The following is a 20,416-nucleotide window of genomic DNA, read 5'->3' on the forward strand; positions in this document are numbered from 1 at the left end:
CTGCAGGTTTCGAAAGCCACGCTCGGCACCATCACCAATCAGGATATCCGCAAACTATGAAATTGCTTCGCTACGGCCCAAAGGGCGCAGAAAAACCCGGGATGCTGGATGACGGCGGTGCCATTCGGGACCTGTCTTTCATAGTCGGTGATGTAACGGGTGAGATTCTGGGCGATGCCTCGCTCGACCGGCTGCGCGCGCTGGACATATCAACTCTGCCGGTTGTTACTGGCAATCCGCGTATTGGGGCCTGCGTCGGCCAGGTTGGCAAATTCATCTGCATCGGCCTGAACTATGCCGATCACGCGGCGGAAAGCGGGATGGATCTGCCCGCGGAACCGGTGATCTTTTTCAAAGCGACTTCGGCCATCTCAGGGCCCAATGACCCGGTCGAGATCCCGCGCGGTTCGACCAAAACCGATTGGGAAGTCGAACTGGGTGTAGTGATCGGCAAAGAAGCCAAATATGTCTCGGAAGCAGACGCGTTGGACTATGTCGCCGGATATTGCGTGGTCAACGACGTATCTGAACGTGACTTTCAGCTGCACCGCTCGGGCCAATGGACCAAGGGTAAATCAGCCGACACCTTTGGCCCCATCGGCCCATGGCTGGTAACCCGGGATGAGGTTACAGACTCGCAAAACCTATCGATCTATCTTGAGGTGAACGGCCACAGGTATCAGGATGGTTCAACCCGAACGATGCATTTTGGCGTGGCGGCGGTGGTGTCTCACCTGTCTCAGTTCATGTCGCTGCAACCGGGGAATGTGATTTCAACCGGCACGCCTCCCGGTGTTGGTATGGGACAAAATCCACCCGTCTACCTGAAACCCGGAGACATCCTTGAACTTGGTGTCGAAGGCTTAGGCGTTCAGCGCCAAATGATTGTCGCGGGTTAGCTCATACGGGCACATCGCGTTCACAGCCCCGGAGACTTAGGGCGTTAACTTTTCGTTTGCCAAAAGTCATCTAAAACATGACTTATTAATACCACATTCAATAAGAAGAGTTGCTGGTTAATGAAGTGAAGTTCAAAGGTTAAATCGTTATGGATGGCGCGACGCTCGGGGATACGTCCCTGGTTCAGTTCTCAGGTACCTTGAAATGGTTTGCCGCAGAAAATGGATATGGGTTTGCCACTTGCGACGAGACTGGCAAAGACGCGCTTCTTCATCAGAACACACTCAACGAATTTGGCCAGACCTCCATCGCGCCCGGGTGCGAAATCAAAGCGCTGGCGCGGCGCACGACCAAAGGTATGCAGATCGTCGAAATCCTTGGACTGCATGCTGAAACTGTGCCTGATATCCTGCCCGAGGGGACCTGCGAACGCGAAGGTGGAACCTACCTGCCTGCGCGGGTCAAATGGTTCTGCAGGAAAAAGCAATACGGTTTTGTTAATGTGTTTGATGATCCTCAGGACTGTTTTTTGCACCTGAATACCCTTGCCAAGACGGGTCTGGGAATGGTGAATGTCGGCGAAGCGCTTGGCGTCGAACTGGATGACGGCCCAAACGGTCGAGTCGTCGTATCCGTCAGGTCCTGGAGCTAAGCAATCCGCCGAAACAACCGGTTATGGTACCCGGATACATCAGGGGCAGCGAGATGAGTGGCGGTGCTGTCAGACGAATTCGAACCAGTCTCAGTTTGCCGCGGAAACCGCGAACCTATCCGGAACAAAGTTGACGCCACTCGCTAAGAGCGGCGGTGCGTGTCAGCTTGAAGATGTCTCAGCTGGTGAGCGATCTTTCCTGGTTGAAGTGGTTGTAGACGGAGGAATGGACGGCGGCGAATTTCTGCAAACTTCGCATGCGTTTGAAACGTTGCATCGCGCGTTCGCGTCGTCGAAACGGGAGGTGCGAATTCTCGACGCGGTTGTTGAGCCACCTGCCCGTCTGTTGTTTATCGAGCGCGCCCATTTCTCTGAGCGCTGCCTTGTAGGAAGCGAAGCGATCTGTGACGATCTCTTCGGCGCAACCGTGCCGCTTCATCAATTTCTTGAGTAATTTCAGTGCTGCAGCTTTGTTTCGGCGTTTGGTGACAACGGCTTTCAGCACCTCGCATTCGTGATCAACAGCGCGCCAAAGATAATGCCGTTTGCCATTCACTTTCACAAAGACCTCGTCCACGTGCCACTTCCATTTTGAAAAGGTTCGGAGTTGCTGCACACGCTTCCGTCTGATCTCAGCGGCGAACATCGGGCCGAACCTATTCCACCAATAGCGGACTGTCTCATGGCTTACATCGATCCCACGTTCATGCAGGAGATCTTCGACATTCCGAAGCGAGAGTGGAAATCGGATGTACAACATCACCGCAAGGCGGATGATTTCGGGGCTGGTTTTGAAGTATTTGAAGGAGGCAGGTTTGGTCATTCCTAAATGCTATGCAACCGCCCTGCCCCGCTCAAGCAAAGTTCTTCTGACAAGACCCGCGCGCCTTTATCGAATTTCTTGTTCAAGAGTTTCGTGGCCGCTCGGTTAGAGCTCAAAGCTAACATTGACCCAGAGCGTCGCTATCCCTCCATTTTCGAACCGATCCATGGGTCAGCGTTTGACATCACCGGTAAAGGAATCGCGAACCCAGTAGCCACATTCTGGACCGCATCGCGAATGCTCGACCATCTGGGTGAGCCCAGCGCAGCATGCCGCCCGATGCGCGCCGTCGAAAAAGTCTGTGCAGATGGCATTTTGACACCAGATGTAGGAGGGAACGCAACGACCCCACAAGTGACAGACGCGGTCTGTGATGCAATCCGAGGTGAAAACACTTAGCCCTCTGGGCGTCAGGGCGAGCGTGGAGACAACTGCTTGTCGCCGTATCGACAGTCCTCTATTGCGTGGTGTCTAACCGTAAATCTCTTCAAAGAAACGAGCTAGAGAGTCCCAATCTGCTAGAGGTAGGACATTGGCGACATATTGGTCGGGACGCACGATTATAGTGCACCCATCAACGCGATTGATCGCGCGCATTTCGTAGATGTCACCCTGCCCTTTGTGATCGACACAAAAAACTTTCTCGTGATCCTGCAACCCAAGTTTGCCTTTTTTAGGCTTAAGCTGCGATGGCATTTCCTCGTAGGTAAGTTGGTCAAAGGTTTCCTGAAATACCACGCGCAGGTCGATTAGGGCATCGGCGCATTCTTCCGGTCGGATGTTTTTCGTGACAGGCGAATTCTCGTTCTGCTCCATCCATTCGGCAAGTTGGTAGATGGGCTCGTGATCGCGGCCAGCGAACGCATAGATCCGCCACCGGCCATCCGCCAATGCAACGTGACCCAGTTGCATTTGTTTGGCATCCGACACCCGCACCACTGGAGCAGAATGGAACCTTTTTCCAATCACCTGACCCGCTGCAAGAGCTTGATGGGTCGGTGCTCCGATAAGCTTGGATTGGTCATATATCACAGCCAGACCACCCGTGAACTCAAGGTTCTCTTTGAAGGCCCGAACAAAACGAGGCTCATCACCGTCGTCGAGCTCACTTTGACCAGGTGGTGCTGACATGATGCGGGCCCATGCGTGGTCGGTTTCAACCAATCGCTTTGCTTCGACCCAACGTTCGGCGGAATAGGAATGCAGCAAGCTGGGAGAACAACGCCCCTGCAACACATGCGCCAGCTTCCAGCCAAGATTGAAAGCATCTTGCATTGACACATTCATCCCCTGACCTGCTTTGGGGCTATGAGTGTGGCACGCGTCCCCAGCGGTAAAGACACGTGGGGTTCGCGTTACAGCTTCGCTCTCGGGGACATCATCAAACCGGTCGGTTATACGATGGCCAATCTCATATATGGACCACCAGACGACTTCTTTCACATCGACTGTGTAAGGGTTCATTATCCGATTGGCCGCCGCGATCATGTCTGCTTCATCAAATCCTCGTTCGGCCACCCGCTCATCTTCTCGCAACTTTTCCAACTCGACATACATGCGGAAAAGATAACCACCTTCGCGCGGTAGGATGAGTATGTTTCCCTCACTCGCTGAAGTGATCAAACATTTCTGACGCACATCCGGAAAGTCCGTATTCGCCAGTATATCCATAACACCCCAGGCTTGATGCGCCGCATCACCGTTTAGTTTCCCACCTATGGCACGGCGCACGTTGGATCGCGCTCCATCACAGCCGACAACGTATTTTGCGCGCACCTTGCGGGTTTGCCCCCAATCTACACCCGTATCTTCAAGCGTGACGGTAACCGGGTAGTCATCGATGCTCGTATCGATTTGCACGTCTTTTACAGACCAGCTGTAGTCTGGTGCCAATCGGGAAGGCGAATTTGCCATCACATTCAAAAACAACTGATGCAAGCGCGCTTGATTTATCAAGATATGGGGCATTTCCGACGAGTCATCCGCCACGTCCTGAACACGCCCAATGCGCATGATGTTTTCTGGCCTCTCAGGATCAGGCATCCAGAAGCTGGTTTGATTGACCCAGTAACTTTCTCGCTTGATTGTCTCGGCAATTCCAAAGGCCTGAAACATTTCCATGGTGCGGACATTGATGCCGTCGGCTTTACCTTTGTTGATATTACACGGATCACGTTCCACGATCATGGTTTCGATTTCGGGAAACTGCGACAGCTGCGCCGATAGGCACAATCCTGCAGGTCCGGTTCCAGCGATAAGAACATCAACCTTTTCGGGTAGCGGAGCGTGCTCTGACCGGTCTCGCCGCCTGAGCGACGCATTTTTTATGTCTGGGTCACCACCACGAAAGCCGTCCAGGTAAAATTGCATCGTCATCCCCCTTACTGTGCACATCGAACGAAAGTCCAAAGTAGTATGTATACTTATTAAATAAAAAATGCAAAAACAATATGCATACATATCTTATTGCATCCTGCATATTTCTGCAGGAGACTGCCGAAACCAGAAGACCCAACCTTTGAGGCCTCTATGAAAGCGACTCGCATGGCCGGACACCTGATCCGGCGTTTGCACCAGAAGTCCACACAGGTTTTTGCGTCCAAACTTCAACAAGAAGGGTTGGATCTAACGCCTGTCCAGTTTTCAGCAATGGACGCCATTCGCTCAGTACCCGGATTAGATCAGGCTCAGATCGCGACTCTCATTGCTTATGATCGCGCCACCATCGGAGGCGTTATCGATCGGCTTGAGAAGAAGGGATTGGTAGTACGCACAGTAAGCACCGTAGACCGACGTGCACGCGAAGTGCGACTGACAGAAGCAGGCCATGAGCTTTTTCAAAAGGCGCTTCCAGTCGTAAGCAATCTTCAAAATGACATTTTGGACGGGCTGGATGACGTAAGCCGTGGTGTACTTCTAAAGTTGATTGAAACCGCCCTGCGAGAAGATAAGGCCTAGATCGCCAAATTGATGCTGATGCTGCACTTAGCGAACCAGCTTTAAATCCCGATCACCCCTTGGAAAACCGCGGTATAGTTTCCAAAATTGGAAACCATAACCTATAAATCATCAATTTACCTTTTGGGAATGTACAGGCAAACTGCTTTCTGGAGGAGTTCATATTGCGGGCATAGCTTGCTGTCTGCGAGGGTTGGTGGAGATCTAAGCAGATTTAGTACCGGCTCACCCGGCGCCTAAAAGCCATACAAAAAGCAATGCACTGTTATTGATTCGCGCAAGAATCAGACACACTGCATCCCAGCCAATGCCAACTGCAAGAAACGAAAAAATGAAAAAATGAAAATATAGACGCATATTATTATGCGATATAACCATTATAGAGGCCAATTGCTGTCGATGACACAACGGCTTTGAGGTCATCAAGGGAGGAGACCATGAAGAACACTCGCAGAACCATTCTCAAGACTGCGGTAGCTGCAATTGCCTTTAGCGCCATGACCACGAGTGCATTCGCGGCAGACGTTACTTTGCGCATGCATCAATTCCTGCCCGCGCAGGCAAATGTTCCCAAAAACATTCTCGATGTCTGGGCGGATAAGATCGAAGCCGAATCCGACGGGCGCATCGAAATCCAGCGCTTCCCGGCCATGCAGCTCGGCGGGAAACCCCCTGAACTGATTGATCAGGCCATCGACGGAGTGGCGGACATCGTCTGGACTGTTGCGGGATACACGCCGGGTCGATTCCCGCGCACCGAGGTATTTGAGCTGCCTTTTACCATGACAAATGCCGAAGCCATGTCCCGTGCGTATTGGGAATTAGCGGAAGAGACGATGATGGATGAAGACTTCAAGCAATTGAAGGTTCTTGGTCTCTGGGTACATGGACCAGGTTTGATCCACTCAAAGAAGCCAATTGAAAGTGTAGGAGACTTAAATGGTGTCAAACTTCGCGCACCGACGCGCGTGACCAATGGTATGTTTGGCTCGCTGGGAGCGACGCCGGTCGGCATGCCCGTCCCAGCGGTTCCTGAAGCACTGTCCAAAGGGGTAATCGACGCCACAGTCATCCCTTGGGAGGTCACCGGTGCCCTAAAAGTGAATGAGCTGGTCGACAACCACACCACCTTTGGCGATGACTCGCTTTACACAACGACCTTCATCTTCGCGATGAACAAGGACCGCTGGGATGCTCTGCCTGACGACCTGAAAGCAATCATTGATGCAAACTCTGGCCTTGAGTTCTCGGCATTTGCTGGCAAACAAATGCAAATGGACGACGAAGGCCCACGACAGCAGGCCGTGGATCGCGGCAATAATATAATAACGTTGTCGCCAGAACAGGTTGCCGAGTGGAAAGCTGCCGCGCAGCCCACCACTGATGCCTGGATTGCCGAAATGGACGAAAAAGGAATGGACGGTACTGGCCTCCGTTCCCGAGCGCTTGAACTGATCGAGCAACACTCGAACTAAGCGACTTCCTCCCCAGAGCGATCTAAAGCTCTGGGGATACTTATCCGGAGATCAACATGCAGAGATTGGTGGAACGCTTTGCGCGCTTCATGGCCATCACAGGTGGACTGGTCCTAACCCTGTTAGTCGTGTTGACATGCGTCAGCGTCATCGGACGCGGGCTGAATACGCTTGGTCATTCAGAGTTTTTGAAATCCATCTCTGACTCTGCTGCCAGTGCACTAATTGCGACAGGTGTTGGTCCACTAAACGGGGACTTTGAGCTAGTGGAGGCCGGTGTCGCCTTTTCGATCTTTGCTTTTTTGCCGATATGCCAGCTCTACAGCAGCCACGCGACGGTCGATGTATTCACAAACGCACTTCCAATCAAAGCAAACAAGGCCCTAGTTACCTTCTGGGAATTGGTCCTCACAGCCGTGATCGTTCTTATAACATGGCGTTTGTACGTCGGAATGGAAAGCAAGATGGCCTACGGTGAAACCACCTTCCTTTTGCAATTCCCGGTGTGGTGGGCCTATGGGCTGAGCTTCCTCGCTGCTGTCGTCGCCTCAATGGTTGCCATCTACTGCGCCATCGCGCGAGTCGTTGAATTGGTTACCGGGCGTCACATACTGCCTTATGCCGGGGAGGCAGTGCATTGAGCATGCTTGAGTTGGGCTACCTGTCCTTTCCAATCCTTCTGACTATGATTTTTCTGCGCGCGCCGATTGGCCTTGCGATGTTTCTATGCGGTATCGGCGGACTTTTTTTTGCTATGGGCGGAACCAATATGTTCATGGCCAAGCTAAAGACCGAAACCTATTCGACGTTCTCCAGTTACTCGCTGACCATCATCCCGATGTTTTTGTTGATGGGCCAATTTGCCACCCTTTCCGGCATGTCGTCGGCCCTATTCAAAGCGGCCGAAAGCTGGCTTGGGCATCGCAAGGGTGGCGTTGCGATGGCCGCAGTCGGTGCATGCGCCGGATTTGGTGCAATTTGCGGATCATCGCTGGCGACAGCAGCAACCATGAGCCGGGTCGCCTTACCAGAGCTTCGTCAGTATGGTTATTCTGGTGGTTTCTCGACTGCGACGCTGGCGGCCGGTGGTACCCTGGGGATTCTCATCCCGCCATCAGTGATCCTTGTAATCTACGCAATACTGACCGAACAAAACATCGCAAAGCTGTTCCTTGCAGCCTTTGTACCAGGCATTCTGGCCGCGATCGGTTATATAATCACAATCTCAATTTACGTCCGGCTGTACCCTGACGCTGCTGGAACGCGTGAGGCCATCCCATATGCAGAGCGCATGCGCGCGCTTTTGGATGTATGGCCTGTACTTTTGGTGTTCGGCCTTGTGGTGGGGGGAATCTATCTGGGTTGGTTTACACCCACAGAAGGCGCTGCAGTAGGGGCTGCGGGTACAGGGTTGATCGCTCTGGTCTCGGGCAATTTGAACTGGAAAGTCTTTGTGGAAAGCATCATTGCTACGGCAACCAGCACCGCAATGATCTTTTTCATTGTGTTAGGCGCGGGCCTTTACAACAGCTTCCTTGCGTTGACTCAGGTGCCTCAGGAGCTTTCCAATTGGGTAGTTGGCCTGGGTCTGAGCCCGTGGATGGTACTAACCTTGATCCTAGCGTTCTACCTGGTCTTTGGCTGCCTAATGGATAGCCTTTCAATGATTCTGCTGACGATCCCGATCTTCTTTCCGGTCATCAGCGTTCTAGATTTTGGAATGAGTCCCGAACATGTCGCCATTTGGTTTGGGATATTGGTTCTAATTGTTGTGGAGGTCGGACTAATCACGCCTCCAGTTGGGATGAACCTCTTTATCATCAACGCAATGGATCGCAGCACCCCAATGGTTGAAACCTACAAGGCTGTAATGTGGTTCGTCACTTCTGACATTGTCCGGGTCATCATTTTGGTGCTTTTCCCCGCCATCACGCTCTTTCTAATTCCATAAACGAAACAACTTAGTAAACGGTGCGCCGTCTATCCAAAAAAATAGATATGAGACAAAACAATGATTGATCATACAAAAATGGAGGTTCCCTTATGCACTTAAGCGGAAATGTTGCTCTGGTCACCGGGGGTGGTAGCGGTCTGGGAGCAGCCACCGCGCGTCGCTTTGCTTCCCAGGGCGCAAAGGTTGCCATCCTGGATTTCAACATCGAAGCGGCTCGCCAGGTCGCGCAGGAGATTGATGGTGTTGCCGTACAAACGGATGTTGCCGATGAAGCTGCAGTTGCCGCTTCATTTGACACAGTCACTGGGACCCTAGGCTCTGCGCCTCGCATCGCAGTCAGTTGTGCCGGTGTTGGCATGGCCGCACGCATAGTTGGGCGTGAAGGGAAACTCTCATTCGATGTCTTTGAGAAAACCCTGCGCGTGAACCTGTTCGGCACCTATAACGTCATGAGCTATGCGGCCAAACGCATGCTCGATTTGGAACCGCTATCCGACGGCGAACGTGGCGTGATCATCAATACGGCCTCGGTTGCATGGCAAGATGGTCAATTGGGCCAAGCAGCCTATGCAGCGTCGAAAGGCGCGATTGCCTCGATGTGTCTGCCCGCTGCACGCGAGTTTGCCCAAAACGGCATTCGCGTCATGGCGATAGCACCAGGATTATTCCACACGCCGATGATGGAGGGTCTGCCCGAGGATATTGCAGCAAAAATCACTGCGAACATTCCCTTTCCAGCCCGTCTTGGTGAACCCGATGAATTCGCGTTGCTGGCCGAACAAATCGTTGAAAATCCTTTCTTGAACGGAACCACAATACGTCTGGATGGTGCAGTGCGTCTGCCGCCTCGTTAAGGAGCCCCCTATGTCTGAACCCATTCTCGATATCCAGGTCGAAGGCCCGATCGCGACTTTGACCATGAATCGTCCGGGCAAACGCAATGCAATGTGCGAAGAGCTTTTGGAGGCGCTACAAGCCTTCTACTTCGATCCACCCGCAGATGTTCGCGTTGTTATCCTGACTGGCGTGGAGGGCCACTATTGTTCGGGTCTGGATTTGTCCGAGCATGTCCACCGCTCCGCCGAAGACAACCTGCATCATTCGCGCCACTGGCATACAGTCATGGAGAAGATCCAGTTTGGGGGGCTGATCACAGTCTCGGCAATGTTCGGCGCTGTCATCGGTGGCGGCTTGGAGATGGCCGCGTCTACGCATGTTAGAATTGCAGAAGCATCCACCATTTTTCAGCTTCCCGAGGGTCGGCGTGGTATCTTTGTTGGCGGTGGCGCCACGGCGCGCGTTGGTCGCCTGTTAGGACCGGATCGCATGACCGAGATGATGCTCACCGGTCGCAAATACGGTGCGGACGAAGGGCTTTCATTGGGCCTTGCGCATTACTCAGTCGCAGATGGAACGGCGATGGAGTTGGCGCGAACACTGGCCGGTAAGATTTCCCGCAACGCCCCCTTGTCAAACTATCTGATGGTTCAATCGATCTCCCGGATCAACGACATGTCTCAGGCCGATGGGCTGTACACAGAATCTCTTGCCGCTGCCCTCTCACAAACCACTCCCGACGCACAGGAGGGCTTAAACGCTTTCCTTGAAAAGCGCGCCCCAAACTTCAGGTAGGACGATGAAAAAAACTGTATCTTCCACAACTGAAGCCGCTGAAGTCATAGACGTCGACGATAGCACGTTGCGTGGCTTTATCGGCTACCACATGAAACGTGCCTTCAACGTTGTCCAAAACGATCTAACCCGAACGCTAAAGCCCTTTGATCTGCGTATGTTGACCTACACCGCGCTGGTTATGATCGTCGACAACCCTGGCCTGCGCCAGTCTCAGCTGGCTGATGCGATGGACATCGAACGCCCAAACCTTGTGGTCATCATCGACGAGCTGGAACGCCGCGAGTTGATCGTGCGCGACCGCGTGCCGACCGACCGCCGCGCCTACGCTCTCAAGGCGACGCTGGCCGGTCGGCAGCTTTACAACAAGGCAGTTGCCGCAGTTTCTGCACATGAAAAACAGCTGCTGCGCGGAATCGATCAAGACACACTCGACACTGTTTTGACCGCGATGAAAGCGATCGAGAAATCCAGATAGGAGACAGGAAATTGAAACGCACCTCAGAGTTTCTGGCCCACTCGGTTGCTCGCGAAGACCGGCCCGACGGCACCATCCTGCTGCGTTCCAACTATGCATTGGGCCCGGTTGTTGAGAAGACCGGCGTCTGGCTGCAGGACTGGGCAAAGAAGGTACCGGACCGCACCTTCATCGCAGAACGCAGCGGCGCAGGCTGGCGCGAGGAAAGCTATGCGAGCACCTTGCAAAAAGTTCGCGCAATCGCCAGCGCATTGCTGGCGCGCGGCATGGGTCCTGACACCCCGATTATCATCATGTCGGGCAACGGTGTTGACCACGGGCTGCTGTCATTGGCAGCACAATATGTGGGCATACCTACAGCGCCGGTGGCCGAACAATATTCACTGATCCACGGAGCACATGGTCGACTGCGACACGCGATCGAACTGGTGGGCCCAAAGATGGCGTATGCCATCGATGCGGATCAATATGGCGAAGCATTGGCTCTGGATGCGCTCGACGGTATCGAGATTATCGCCTCGCGCACGGGACAAAAACCCAATGTGACTCCGTTCGAGGAGCTGCTGAAGGGTGATGCAAGCGTTGATCTGGAAGCCGCCTACGCCAAAGTTGGCCCTGAAAGTGTAGCCAAGATTCTGATGACCAGTGGATCAACCTCGGCACCCAAAGGCGTCATGACCACCCAACGTATGATGTGCGTCAACCAGACTATGTTGGCAGACGCCCTACCCTTTTTGCGCACCCGGCCGCCGCGCGTTGTCGATTGGCTGCCATGGAACCATGTGTTTGGCGGATCACACAACTTCAACATGATGCTCGCCAATGGGGGCAGCTTTTATATCGACGATGGCAAACCGGTCAAAGGCCTGTTCGACCGCACGCTTGAAAACCTGTCGATGGTAACAGGTACACTCAGCTTTAACGTCCCTGTCGGGTATTCCATGTTGCTGGGCGCGCTGCAGAACGATACCGATCTCCGCAAACGCTTTTTCCAGGACCTCGATCTTGTATTCTACGCTGGCGCGTCTCTTCCACAGGAAATCTGGACGGGCTTCGAGAGCATGGCCATGGAGGTCAAGGGTGAAATTCCCCTGATGACATCGTCCTGGGGGCTAACCGAAACGGCCCCCGCCACTATGATGCAAAGCGAACCGATCGATCGGTCGGGCATTGTTGGCGTGCCCATGAACGGTGTGACGCTCAAACTTATCCCCGATGAAGACATGCGTTGTGAAATGCGGGTCAAAGGCCCGAACCTGATGCCGGGGTATTTTAAAGCACCTGACAAGACCAAAGACGCTTTTGACGAAGAAGGTTTCTTTATCACTGGCGACGCAATGCAGTTCATCGACAAGAATGACGTCAACAAAGGCATGAAGTTTGACGGCCGCATTTCAGAAGACTTCAAACTGTTGACCGGTACATGGGTCCGTGCAGCCCAGTTGCGTATGGATATGCTGACCTGCCTTGCGCCGCTGGCGACCGATCTGGTGATAACTGGAGCCGACCGGGATCAGATCGGCGTGATGATTTTCCCAGACGTGGCTGAGCTGAAACGCGAAGGGTTTGATGTGAAAGACCAGGATGGCGCCTATGTCTGCAAATTGCTGCAAGGGGAAATCCATCGCCGTCTTGCTGAACGGGCGCGGGAAATCTCGGGCAGTTCGACGCTGATCTCGCGCGCGATCGTTCTTAGTGAGCCCGCTTCGATGCCCGAAGGCGAGATGACGGCCAAGGGAAACCTCAATTTCCGAAAGGTGCTTACAAGACGCAAAGACCTGTTGGAACGGCTGTACGACAATGCCGATCCAGTGACTGTTTCGATCTAAGAAAGGAACACGGATATGGTTGATATCTCCAAAGTCCGCGCAATCGATATTCATACGCATGCCGAAGAACCTTGCGGGTGCCACAGCGACGATGGCTATGATGACCTGCAAGCGGCCATGGCGAAATACTTCAACGCCAAGATCGTGCAACCGACCATTGATGAAACGGCAGCTCATTTTCGCGCGCAGAACGTTGCAGCGGTGATCTTTCCGGTCGATGCCGAACGCGAAACCGGCTATCGCCGCTTTTCGAATGACGAAGTGCTTGAGCAGGTAAGCCGCAACAGCGATATCCTGATCCCCTTTGCATCAATTGATCCCTGGAAAGGCAAAATGGCAGTGCGCGAAGCCCGCCGTTTGATCGAAGACCACGGCGTCAAGGGGTTCAAATTTCATCCGACGATGCAGGGCTTTTATCCCAATGACCGTATGGCATATCCGTTTTATGATTTGTTGGCAGAGCATGGTTGCATTGGCCTGTTCCACACTGGACAGACCGGTGTCGGCAGCGGCATGCCTGGAGGCAATGGGATGCGCCTGAAATTCTCGCACCCCATGTTTCTTGACGATGTTGCCGTCGACTTCCCGGACATGAAGATCATTATGGCGCACCCGTCCTTCCCTTGGCAGGAAGAGGCGCTTTCAGTCGCGCAGCACAAGCCCAACGTTTATGTCGACCTGTCGGGCTGGTCGCCAAAATACTTCCCCCCGCTCCTCGTGCGGTATTGCAATTCGATCCTCAGGAAAAAGGTGCTGTTCGGCTCGGACTGGCCAATGATCACGCCGGAACGCTGGTTGGCTGATTTCGAAGCAATCGATATCAAGAACCACCTGCGCGAGGACATTATCAAGAACAATGCCGCACGCCTGCTAGGGCTGATGGACTAATGCAGATCCCCGTCCCTACTCTCGAATATAGCTTTACCCTTCGGGTCGAGCTGTCCTCACCCCTTTCGCTTGGGCAGGGACGGGCTGGTCAACGCCGCATCATCCCAATTGTTGGGGGTGCGGCGCTGGGACCTGACATTACAGGTGACGTTCTAAACCTCGGCGCTGACTGGCAAACGATATTCGAAGACGGCGCAACCCATTTGGACACGCGATATGCCCTGCGCACCAGAGACGGCGCTGTAATCGAAATCGTCAACATCGGCACGCGGCACGGACCAGCCGAAGTCATGGACCGCCTTGCCAAGGGTGAAGATGTGGACCCTGCGCAGTATTACATGCGTACCGCTGCTCGTCTGGAAACCGGCGACGAACGATACCGCTGGGTGAACAATACCCTGTTCATCTGCGCTGGAATCCGCCTGTCTCATGCCGCGGAAATCGCCTATCACCGGGTTTGCTAACCCGCCCTAAGCCACCGAAATCAAGAAGATGGGAACAGCAGCACCGGTCCCATCCTAGAACGAATGATACCTGACGTTCTTCCGTATTGGAGACACTGAATGAAACCGTACCAGGCCCCTCTTGAAGACATTATGTTTTCGCTCAACCACATTGCCGAGGCAGGCGCCTTGGCTAACTGGGATAGCGAATTTGCCTCCGAGATCGGGGGGCATTTCGCAGCTTTCGCCGAAGGCGAAATTGCGCCCTTGGACGAACCCGGTGATATGCAGGGATGCGCGCTGCGCAACGGTCGCGTCTCGATGCCCGATGGATTTGGTGCCGCCTACGCCGCTTATGCAGAACAGGGTTGGCCGTCGTTGACTGTGCCCGAATCCTATGGCGGTCAGGGCATGGACGCGCTGATGCACGCGATCACGTCCGAGATCTTTTCCGGCGCCAATCACAGCATGCAGATGGTGACGGGTCTTGTCCCCGGCGCGGCGCGAACGCTGCTGCGCTTTGGCACCGAAGATCAGAAAAACCGCCACCTGCCGCCGCTTGCCTCCGGGGAAACGCTGGCGACGATGTGTCTGACCGAACCTGGTGCGGGATCTGATCTTTCACGCGTAAGATGCAAAGCGGAACAGAGTAACGAATGCTGGTCCATCACGGGCGAGAAGATCTTTATTTCGGGCGGGGATCAGAACATCAGCAAGCGGATTCTACATCTGGTTCTTGCACGCACCTCTAATGATGGTGTCAAAGGCTTATCGCTGTTTCTTTGCCCCTGCACCCTGCCCGATGGCAGCCGAAATGCGGTCAGCGTGACCCGGATTGAAGAGAAAATGGGGCTTCACGCCTCTCCCACCTGTCAGTTGGCGTTCGACGAGGCGCAGGCTGAGTTGATCGGGCAAGAAGGTCAGGGCCTGACGGCAATGTTCACGATGATGAACCATGCCCGCGCAGATGTTGCCCTGCAGGGGGTTGCCCATGCCGCGCGCGCCTATGACATAGCCAGCAACTATGCAGCCGAACGCATTCAGGGGCGGGGTTCAGACGGGGCTGAGGTCACATTGGAGCAACATGCAGACGTGCGCCGCATGCTGGACGAAATTGACTGGCTGGCAATCAGCGGTCGGGCAATGGCGCATCTTGCCTTCGTCACGCTGGAAGATGGCAGCAATCCTGACCTGGTCGAGTTTTTGACGCCCGTTACCAAGGTCTATTGCACCGAGGCAGGTACGCGCGCTGCAGAACTGGGAATGCAGGTTTTAGGGGGTTATGGCTATCTGCGCGAGTATCGGATCGAACAGACCTATCGCGATGCACGGGTCACGACAATCTATGAGGGGGCCAACGGAATACATGCGCGCATGCTGGCGACACGACTCGCCCAAGGACCGGCAGGTGATGCCTTTGAAGCATTTGTTGAGAAAGAGAGCGCTAGATGGCAATCTTCCAAAATCACTTTAACTTATGAAATCTGGCGACAGGGCCGCGCAGAGCTGTCTAGAAGTGATCCATCCGGACTTGCCCATTCATTCATGCAGGCGACCACCGAAACCTTACTGGCCTGTCTGCGTGCCCGTTTGTGTATCGCTGCAGAGCACCATCCTGAACCGGAACGGATCGCGCGGATCTGCGGTTGACGTTTGGCACCGATAAACAGCGGAACTAAACGCTTTCACCAGATGACTCCTCAGAAAAGGCTAACGCAGCATGACTGATCGACGCGTACTCATCGCTGGCGGCGGAATTGGAGGACTCTCTCTTGCGCTGACCCTGCATCAGATCGGGGTGGAATGTGTGGTGTTTGAAAGCGTACGCACATTGAAACCGTTGGGCGTCGGAATCAATCTACAACCCAACGCGGTGCGTGAGCTTTTTGACCTTGGGATTGCACCAGAAGATCTTGATCGGTTTGGAGTCCCCGCACAAGAATGGGCGCTATTGGGTCTTAAAGGACAAGAGATCTACGCCGAACCCCGTGGAACCTATGCGGGGTACCATTGGCCCCAATACGCCGTTCATCGTGGCGAGTTCCACATGGCCCTGTATCGCTGTTTTGTTGAACGCGCTGGGGCCGCGTATGTTCGTCTGGGCGCACGGGCCACAGGATACGAGATCAACCCGGATGGAAGCGTCACGGCCATACTGAAGACCGATGCCGGAGAAATCCGGGAAACCGGAACCGTTTTGATCGGTGCAGACGGTATCCATTCAGCAATTCGGGCTCAGATGCACCCCGAACAACCTCCGATCCATTGGGGCGGGGCCATCATGTGGCGCGGGACGACCTTGGCGCAACCCATACGAACGGGCTCATCCTTTGTTGGGCTTGGCACGCATAAGCACCGGATGGTGATATACCCGATCTCGCATCCTGATCCCAAAACCGGGATGGCCCTGATCAACTGGATTGCCGAAGTCACATATGATGATCCTACTGACCACGAGACCACCGGATGGTTCAGACAGGTAGGCACCGAGGATTTCGCCCATCACTTTGACAGATGGAGATATGACTGGCTCGACGTGCCCGAACTGATACGCAATGCAGATGCCACATACGAAAACCCGATGATCGATCGCGATCCTATCCCAAGCTGGGTGGACGGTCCGGTTGCCTTGATGGGTGATGCAGCACACGCGATGTATCCGACCGGCTCGAACGGGGCCAGCCAAGCCATCATTGATGCGCGAACGCTTGGCGCAAAATTCTTGGAGCATGGCCTGAACCTGGACGCGCTTGCAGACTATAACAAAACACTGTGCGAACCTGTTTCCCAATTGATCCTACGCAATCGTGGGGCCGGGCCTTTTGGGCTGTTGAACATAGTCAATGACCGCTGTGGGGGAGACTTCGATAGCATCGACGACGTTATCCCAGCGGACGAACGTGCTACATTCATGGCCAAATACAAGGCCGCTGCTGGTTTTGCGCGGGATGCATTGAATGATGCGCCTCCGACCATTGCAGAGGGCGCCCAGGTTCCCTGCTAACTCGATTTCAACCCTAACCGATCCAGCACGTTGTTTACTGCAAGGCTGAACACCTGAGCCTGCGGAGACAGAATGTCATCCGGCCGATGCATCAACCCCACAGGGCCGCGCGTAATGGATGTTTCGAAAGGCAAAGCAACCATGTGGCCATCCGCGATTTCGTTAGCTACGACCCCTGCCGAGATAACCCAAACCGCATCCGTCCTGCGTGTGTAAACACGCCCAAAGGCCCCCGAAACGGTCTCCAGACGCTGCTCAATCTCGCCGACACCATGGGCAATAAGGAACCGATCTACCAGAGATCGTATAGCAGAACCTTCTGGGGGATAGATAACTTGCCACTCGCCAATACGTTTTACATCGGGATTGGACAACAACGGGTGCCCGGCGCGGACGACAAATTCTACCCTCTCTTCATAGAGCTGCGTAAACGAAATTCCCTGCATCGTGTCAGCCTGACCCAAGCGGCCAATCACAAGATCCAAATCTCCCAGCCGCAATCTTTCAACCAGATATCCATGTGGGCCGTCCATAATTCGCAGACTTGTCTGCGGCGCCAGTTCTGCAAATTCTGTCGCTACATCCGGCATCAGGCGCGCGGCGACCGAAGGCAACGCACCGACTGACAATCGTGTTTTCCCCTGCGCCCCAACCTGTTCAACGCCCGTAAAACCCTGCTGAATCGCTGCAAGTGACATTTCGGCGAAATGAAGAAAGACCTCTCCCTGCCTTGTTAGGGACACACCTGATCGGTTCCGCACCAGCAGGGTGGCACCCATAATCTCTTCCAGCTCTTTCAGCGTCTTTGAAATGGCTGGCTGGGTCAGAAACAGTTTCTCGGCCGCAACTTTGAGGCTTTGTTCCCGACAAATCTGAACAAAACACTGAATGTGGCGAAACTTGATGCGCCTGTCGATCACTTACTTTCCTCTTTCGACAACCAAACCGAACGTATCTTCATTTTACATTGCAATCCTTGGCAATCAAGATGTGTTTCAGCAGGGAAAGAGGAGGAGCTCATGCGCACTCAGGTCGCCATCATCGGAGGGGGTCCGTCTGGCCTTTTGCTCAGCCAGTTGCTGCACCGCAAAGGGATCGAATCTGTGGTGCTTGAACGGAAGACCAAGGACTATGTCCTAGGTCGCATTCGCGCAGGTATTCTTGAAACAGGCTTTGTAGACCTGATGCGCGAGGCGGGTGTATCCGATCGGATGGAAAAGGAAAGTTTCATTCATGATGGAACGGTCATCACATACGAAGACACGCAGTTTGGTATCAACTTTAGTGAACTGACCGGGAAACATGTCGTCGTGTACGGCCAGACCGAGGTAACTCGCGACCTGTATGACGCACGCGAGGCGATGGATGGCAAAATTGTCTTCAATTCTGAAAACGTCGGTATCCATAATGCCGATGGTGAAGCGCCTTATGTGACCTATTCAGTTGAGGGCACAGAACACCGGCTTGATTGCGATTTTATCGCGGGGTGTGACGGGTTCCACGGAGTCAGCCGCCAGACCATCCCCCTAACCGTCCGCAAGGAGTACGAAAAACTATATCCTTTTGGCTGGCTCGGCGTTTTGTCGGAAACCCCTCCTGTGCATGAAGAATTGATCTATTCTGGTTCTGATCGCGGCTTCGCACTGTGCTCGATGCGTAACGAGAACCTCAGCCGATACTACATTCAGTGCTCGCTTTCGGATTCGCCCGATGATTGGACGGACACTGCGTTTTGGGAGGAACTAAAGCGTCGCATACCGGATGAATTCGCTGATCAACTCGTGACCGGAGACTCGATCGAAAAATCCATCGCGCCCCTTCGGTCTTTCGTTACTGAACCGATGCGCTGGGGACGTTTGTTTTTGTGCGGCGATGCCGCTCATATCGTACCTCCAACAGGCGCCAAAGGGTTGAACACGGCCGCTAGCGATATTCACTACCTCTACAACGGATTGCGTCAATTCTACGAAGATGGCGAGAGCGATGGCATTGACAGATACTCGGAAAAAGCCCTTGCCCGCATCTGGAAAGCCGAACGGTTCAGTTGGTCCACGACAAATCTGTTGCATCGTTTCCCAAAGCAGAACGCGTTTGACCTGAAAATGCAGCAGGCAGATGTCAATTTCTTGCGTGATAATCGCGAGGCCCAGTCAGTCTTTGCCCAGAACTATGTTGGACTGCCATACTGATGTTAATGGCTGACCTCAATACTGTGCGCTTGCACTGGAAAGAGGATGGGGATCCAGATGGTTTTCCCATTGTCTTTGCAAACTCGTTGGGTACAGATTTGCGTCTTTGGGACAAGATCGTGTCGCGTCTTCCGAATGGTCTGCGGATCATACGATTTGACAAGCGCGGACATGGCTTGTCTAGTTGCCCACCAGCCCCATACAGCATGGCGGATCTGACGGATGACACAGCTGCATTGCTGGACTATCTGGAAGTCTCGACCTGTGTGTTTGTCGGGCTGTCTATCGGTGGTATGATAGGCCAATCCCTTGCAGCGCAAAGACCTCAGAGGATCAAGGCACTGGTTCTATCGAACACAGCCACCAAAATGGGCGAAGCCCAAATGTGGCAGGATCGTATCAGCGCCATCCGCATGAGCGGGACCGAAAGCCTTGCCGATGCCATTCTCAACCGCTGGTTTGCATCGGATTTCCTTGCAACTGCGGAAGCAGAGGCTTGGCGCAATATGCTGATTGGAACGCCGGTTGAAGGGTATATCGGCTGCTGCGCCGCGATCGCCGAAACGGATTTGTCGGAGTCAACATCGACACTGCGGGTGCCGGTGCTGGGAATTGGTGGCAGAGAAGATGGGGCCAGCCCTTCTGAGCTTGTCCGCGCAATGACGCAGCTTGTGCCAGATTCCCGTTTTGTCGAAATCGAAAACGCTGGTCATCTGCCTTGCGTGGAACAACCCGGGGCCTTTGCCGGTCACCTGACCACATTCCTGAAGGAGACATGCCTATGAGCGACCGTTTCGAAAAAGGTATGGCCGTACGCCGCAGTATCCTTGGAGATACGCATGTTGATCACGTCGAAAACGGCAAGACCGAATTTGACCAGCCCTTCCAAGCTTTGATCACCGAAGGCGCATGGGGCACCGTTTGGGCTTCGGACGGTATCAGTGATCGCGAACGGTCGATGCTGACGCTCGCCTTGCTGGCAGCACTAGGGAATTTTGAGGAAATACCTATGCATATCCGCGCGACGGCCCGGACCGGGACAAGCAAGCAGGATGTTCTGGAAGCGTTTCAGCATGTCGCGATCTATGCTGGAGTTCCGCGCGCCAATCATGCCCTGAAGCTTGCCAAACAGACTTACCAAGAGATGGAAAACGAATAACACTGGGAAACGCGCTGAACATCCCAGCCCAA

20 protein-coding genes and 1 pseudogene are annotated in these 20,416 nt (G+C 54.0%); 18 read left to right on the forward strand and 3 right to left on the reverse strand.

Features of this window, described 5'->3' with window-relative positions; all coding sequences use genetic code 11:
• Positions 1-56: 56 nt before the first annotated feature.
• Entirely contained in the window at positions 57-899 is an 843-nt protein-coding gene (locus AC2FFE_RS02380) for a fumarylacetoacetate hydrolase family protein (protein WP_496845745.1), read from the forward strand.
• A gap of 149 nt (positions 900-1,048) precedes the next feature.
• Positions 1,049-1,552: a cold shock domain-containing protein gene (locus AC2FFE_RS02385; protein WP_496818743.1), complete on the forward strand. Its 504-nt coding sequence runs from the start codon at positions 1,049-1,051 to the stop codon at positions 1,550-1,552.
• 181 nt (positions 1,553-1,733) lie between these two features.
• On the opposite strand, the pseudogene AC2FFE_RS02390 reads toward AC2FFE_RS02385, so the two are convergent.
• Positions 1,734-2,375: pseudogene (locus AC2FFE_RS02390) on the reverse strand (IS6 family transposase); the annotation flags it as partial.
• A gap of 6 nt (positions 2,376-2,381) precedes the next feature.
• Here AC2FFE_RS02390 and AC2FFE_RS02395 point away from each other — a divergent pair.
• Entirely contained in the window at positions 2,382-2,774 is a 393-nt protein-coding gene (locus tag AC2FFE_RS02395; protein ID WP_496818745.1) for an isocitrate/isopropylmalate family dehydrogenase, read from the forward strand.
• A gap of 72 nt (positions 2,775-2,846) precedes the next feature.
• Here the strand turns inward: AC2FFE_RS02395 and AC2FFE_RS02400 are convergent, their stop codons facing one another.
• Positions 2,847-4,745 carry an FAD-dependent monooxygenase gene (locus AC2FFE_RS02400; protein ID WP_496818781.1) on the reverse strand — a complete coding sequence of 633 codons (1,899 nt, stop codon included), beginning with the start codon at positions 4,743-4,745 and terminating at the stop codon, positions 2,847-2,849.
• A 159-nt stretch (positions 4,746-4,904) separates the two neighbouring features.
• Here AC2FFE_RS02400 and AC2FFE_RS02405 point away from each other — a divergent pair, with 159 nt between their 5' ends.
• From AC2FFE_RS02405 to AC2FFE_RS02460, 12 genes are all read left to right on the forward strand, one after another.
• Entirely contained in the window at positions 4,905-5,333 is a 429-nt protein-coding gene (locus tag AC2FFE_RS02405) for a MarR family winged helix-turn-helix transcriptional regulator (protein WP_496818746.1), read from the forward strand.
• Positions 5,334-5,770: 437 nt separating this feature from the next.
• On the forward strand, positions 5,771-6,808 hold the full coding sequence (locus AC2FFE_RS02410) for a TRAP transporter substrate-binding protein (RefSeq protein ID WP_496845746.1): 1,038 nt from the start codon (positions 5,771-5,773) through the stop codon (positions 6,806-6,808).
• 56 nt (positions 6,809-6,864) lie between these two features.
• Entirely contained in the window at positions 6,865-7,449 is a 585-nt protein-coding gene (locus AC2FFE_RS02415) for a TRAP transporter small permease (RefSeq protein WP_496818748.1), read from the forward strand.
• Positions 7,446-8,759 carry a TRAP transporter large permease gene (locus AC2FFE_RS02420; RefSeq protein ID WP_496818749.1) on the forward strand — a complete coding sequence of 438 codons (1,314 nt, stop codon included), beginning with the start codon at positions 7,446-7,448 and terminating at the stop codon, positions 8,757-8,759. Before AC2FFE_RS02415 ends, AC2FFE_RS02420 begins: the two co-directional genes overlap by 4 nt.
• A gap of 92 nt (positions 8,760-8,851) precedes the next feature.
• Entirely contained in the window at positions 8,852-9,616 is a 765-nt protein-coding gene (locus AC2FFE_RS02425) for an SDR family NAD(P)-dependent oxidoreductase (protein ID WP_496845747.1), read from the forward strand.
• Positions 9,617-9,626: 10 nt separating this feature from the next.
• A complete protein-coding gene (locus AC2FFE_RS02430; RefSeq protein WP_475195700.1) occupies positions 9,627-10,394 on the forward strand; it encodes a crotonase/enoyl-CoA hydratase family protein in 768 nt (255 codons plus the stop codon).
• A gap of 4 nt (positions 10,395-10,398) precedes the next feature.
• Entirely contained in the window at positions 10,399-10,872 is a 474-nt protein-coding gene (locus tag AC2FFE_RS02435; RefSeq protein WP_171669716.1) for a MarR family winged helix-turn-helix transcriptional regulator, read from the forward strand.
• 11 nt (positions 10,873-10,883) lie between these two features.
• Positions 10,884-12,701, forward strand: a complete 1,818-nt coding sequence (locus AC2FFE_RS02440) for a feruloyl-CoA synthase (RefSeq protein WP_496845748.1) — start codon at positions 10,884-10,886, stop codon at positions 12,699-12,701.
• Positions 12,702-12,716: 15 nt separating this feature from the next.
• The gene (locus tag AC2FFE_RS02445) at positions 12,717-13,589 is read left to right on the forward strand and encodes an amidohydrolase family protein (protein WP_496845749.1); all 873 of its coding nucleotides are present in this window, start codon (positions 12,717-12,719) and stop codon (positions 13,587-13,589) included.
• Positions 13,589-14,053 (forward strand): DUF3237 domain-containing protein, encoded by a 465-nt coding sequence (locus tag AC2FFE_RS02450; RefSeq protein WP_496845750.1) that lies wholly within the window; start codon positions 13,589-13,591, stop codon positions 14,051-14,053. The genes AC2FFE_RS02445 and AC2FFE_RS02450 overlap by 1 nt, the downstream gene beginning before the upstream one ends.
• A 99-nt stretch (positions 14,054-14,152) precedes the next feature.
• Positions 14,153-15,682, forward strand: a complete 1,530-nt coding sequence (locus AC2FFE_RS02455) for an acyl-CoA dehydrogenase family protein (RefSeq protein WP_496845751.1) — start codon at positions 14,153-14,155, stop codon at positions 15,680-15,682.
• A gap of 70 nt (positions 15,683-15,752) precedes the next feature.
• Positions 15,753-17,036 (forward strand): flavin-dependent oxidoreductase, encoded by a 1,284-nt coding sequence (locus AC2FFE_RS02460; protein WP_496845752.1) that lies wholly within the window; start codon positions 15,753-15,755, stop codon positions 17,034-17,036.
• Here the strand turns inward: AC2FFE_RS02460 and pcaQ are convergent.
• The gene (gene pcaQ, locus AC2FFE_RS02465; RefSeq protein ID WP_171669722.1) at positions 17,033-17,956 is read right to left on the reverse strand and encodes a pca operon transcription factor PcaQ; all 924 of its coding nucleotides are present in this window, start codon (positions 17,954-17,956) and stop codon (positions 17,033-17,035) included. The two genes, AC2FFE_RS02460 and pcaQ, sit on opposite strands and share 4 nt — an antisense overlap.
• 99 nt (positions 17,957-18,055) lie before the next feature.
• Here pcaQ and pobA point away from each other — a divergent pair, with 99 nt between their 5' ends.
• The 3 genes from pobA to pcaC are packed head-to-tail and all read left to right on the forward strand — an operon-like array spanning position 18,056 to position 20,384.
• Entirely contained in the window at positions 18,056-19,225 is a 1,170-nt protein-coding gene (gene pobA / locus AC2FFE_RS02470; protein ID WP_496818757.1) for a 4-hydroxybenzoate 3-monooxygenase, read from the forward strand.
• Positions 19,225-20,010 carry a 3-oxoadipate enol-lactonase gene (gene pcaD, locus AC2FFE_RS02475; RefSeq protein WP_496818758.1) on the forward strand — a complete coding sequence of 262 codons (786 nt, stop codon included), beginning with the start codon at positions 19,225-19,227 and terminating at the stop codon, positions 20,008-20,010. The genes pobA and pcaD overlap by 1 nt, the downstream gene beginning before the upstream one ends.
• Positions 20,007-20,384 carry a 4-carboxymuconolactone decarboxylase gene (gene pcaC, locus AC2FFE_RS02480; protein WP_171669725.1) on the forward strand — a complete coding sequence of 126 codons (378 nt, stop codon included), beginning with the start codon at positions 20,007-20,009 and terminating at the stop codon, positions 20,382-20,384. The genes pcaD and pcaC overlap by 4 nt, the downstream gene beginning before the upstream one ends.
• Positions 20,385-20,416: the final 32 nt, after the last annotated feature.

This window comes from Ruegeria sp. YTSA168 (assembly GCF_059610045.1).

Bases quoted from the DNA above. Each gene is read 5' to 3' on its own strand.
- AC2FFE_RS02380 (WP_496845745.1), top strand. From the start codon at position 57: ATGAAATTGCTTCGCTACGGCCCAAAGGGCGCAGAAAAACCCGGGATG.
- AC2FFE_RS02385 (WP_496818743.1), top strand. From the start codon at position 1,049: ATGGATGGCGCGACGCTCGGGGATACGTCCCTGGTTCAGTTCTCAGGT.
- AC2FFE_RS02395 (WP_496818745.1), top strand. From the start codon at position 2,382: ATGCTATGCAACCGCCCTGCCCCGCTCAAGCAAAGTTCTTCTGACAAG.
- AC2FFE_RS02400 (WP_496818781.1), bottom strand. From the start codon at position 4,745: ATGCAATTTTACCTGGACGGCTTTCGTGGTGGTGACCCAGACATAAAA.
- AC2FFE_RS02405 (WP_496818746.1), top strand. From the start codon at position 4,905: ATGAAAGCGACTCGCATGGCCGGACACCTGATCCGGCGTTTGCACCAG.
- AC2FFE_RS02410 (WP_496845746.1), top strand. From the start codon at position 5,771: ATGAAGAACACTCGCAGAACCATTCTCAAGACTGCGGTAGCTGCAATT.
- AC2FFE_RS02415 (WP_496818748.1), top strand. From the start codon at position 6,865: ATGCAGAGATTGGTGGAACGCTTTGCGCGCTTCATGGCCATCACAGGT.
- AC2FFE_RS02425 (WP_496845747.1), top strand. From the start codon at position 8,852: ATGCACTTAAGCGGAAATGTTGCTCTGGTCACCGGGGGTGGTAGCGGT.
- AC2FFE_RS02430 (WP_475195700.1), top strand. From the start codon at position 9,627: ATGTCTGAACCCATTCTCGATATCCAGGTCGAAGGCCCGATCGCGACT.
- AC2FFE_RS02435 (WP_171669716.1), top strand. From the start codon at position 10,399: ATGAAAAAAACTGTATCTTCCACAACTGAAGCCGCTGAAGTCATAGAC.
- AC2FFE_RS02445 (WP_496845749.1), top strand. From the start codon at position 12,717: ATGGTTGATATCTCCAAAGTCCGCGCAATCGATATTCATACGCATGCC.
- AC2FFE_RS02450 (WP_496845750.1), top strand. From the start codon at position 13,589: ATGCAGATCCCCGTCCCTACTCTCGAATATAGCTTTACCCTTCGGGTC.
- AC2FFE_RS02455 (WP_496845751.1), top strand. From the start codon at position 14,153: ATGAAACCGTACCAGGCCCCTCTTGAAGACATTATGTTTTCGCTCAAC.
- AC2FFE_RS02460 (WP_496845752.1), top strand. From the start codon at position 15,753: ATGACTGATCGACGCGTACTCATCGCTGGCGGCGGAATTGGAGGACTC.
- pobA (WP_496818757.1), top strand. From the start codon at position 18,056: ATGCGCACTCAGGTCGCCATCATCGGAGGGGGTCCGTCTGGCCTTTTG.
- pcaD (WP_496818758.1), top strand. From the start codon at position 19,225: ATGTTAATGGCTGACCTCAATACTGTGCGCTTGCACTGGAAAGAGGAT.
- pcaC (WP_171669725.1), top strand. From the start codon at position 20,007: ATGAGCGACCGTTTCGAAAAAGGTATGGCCGTACGCCGCAGTATCCTT.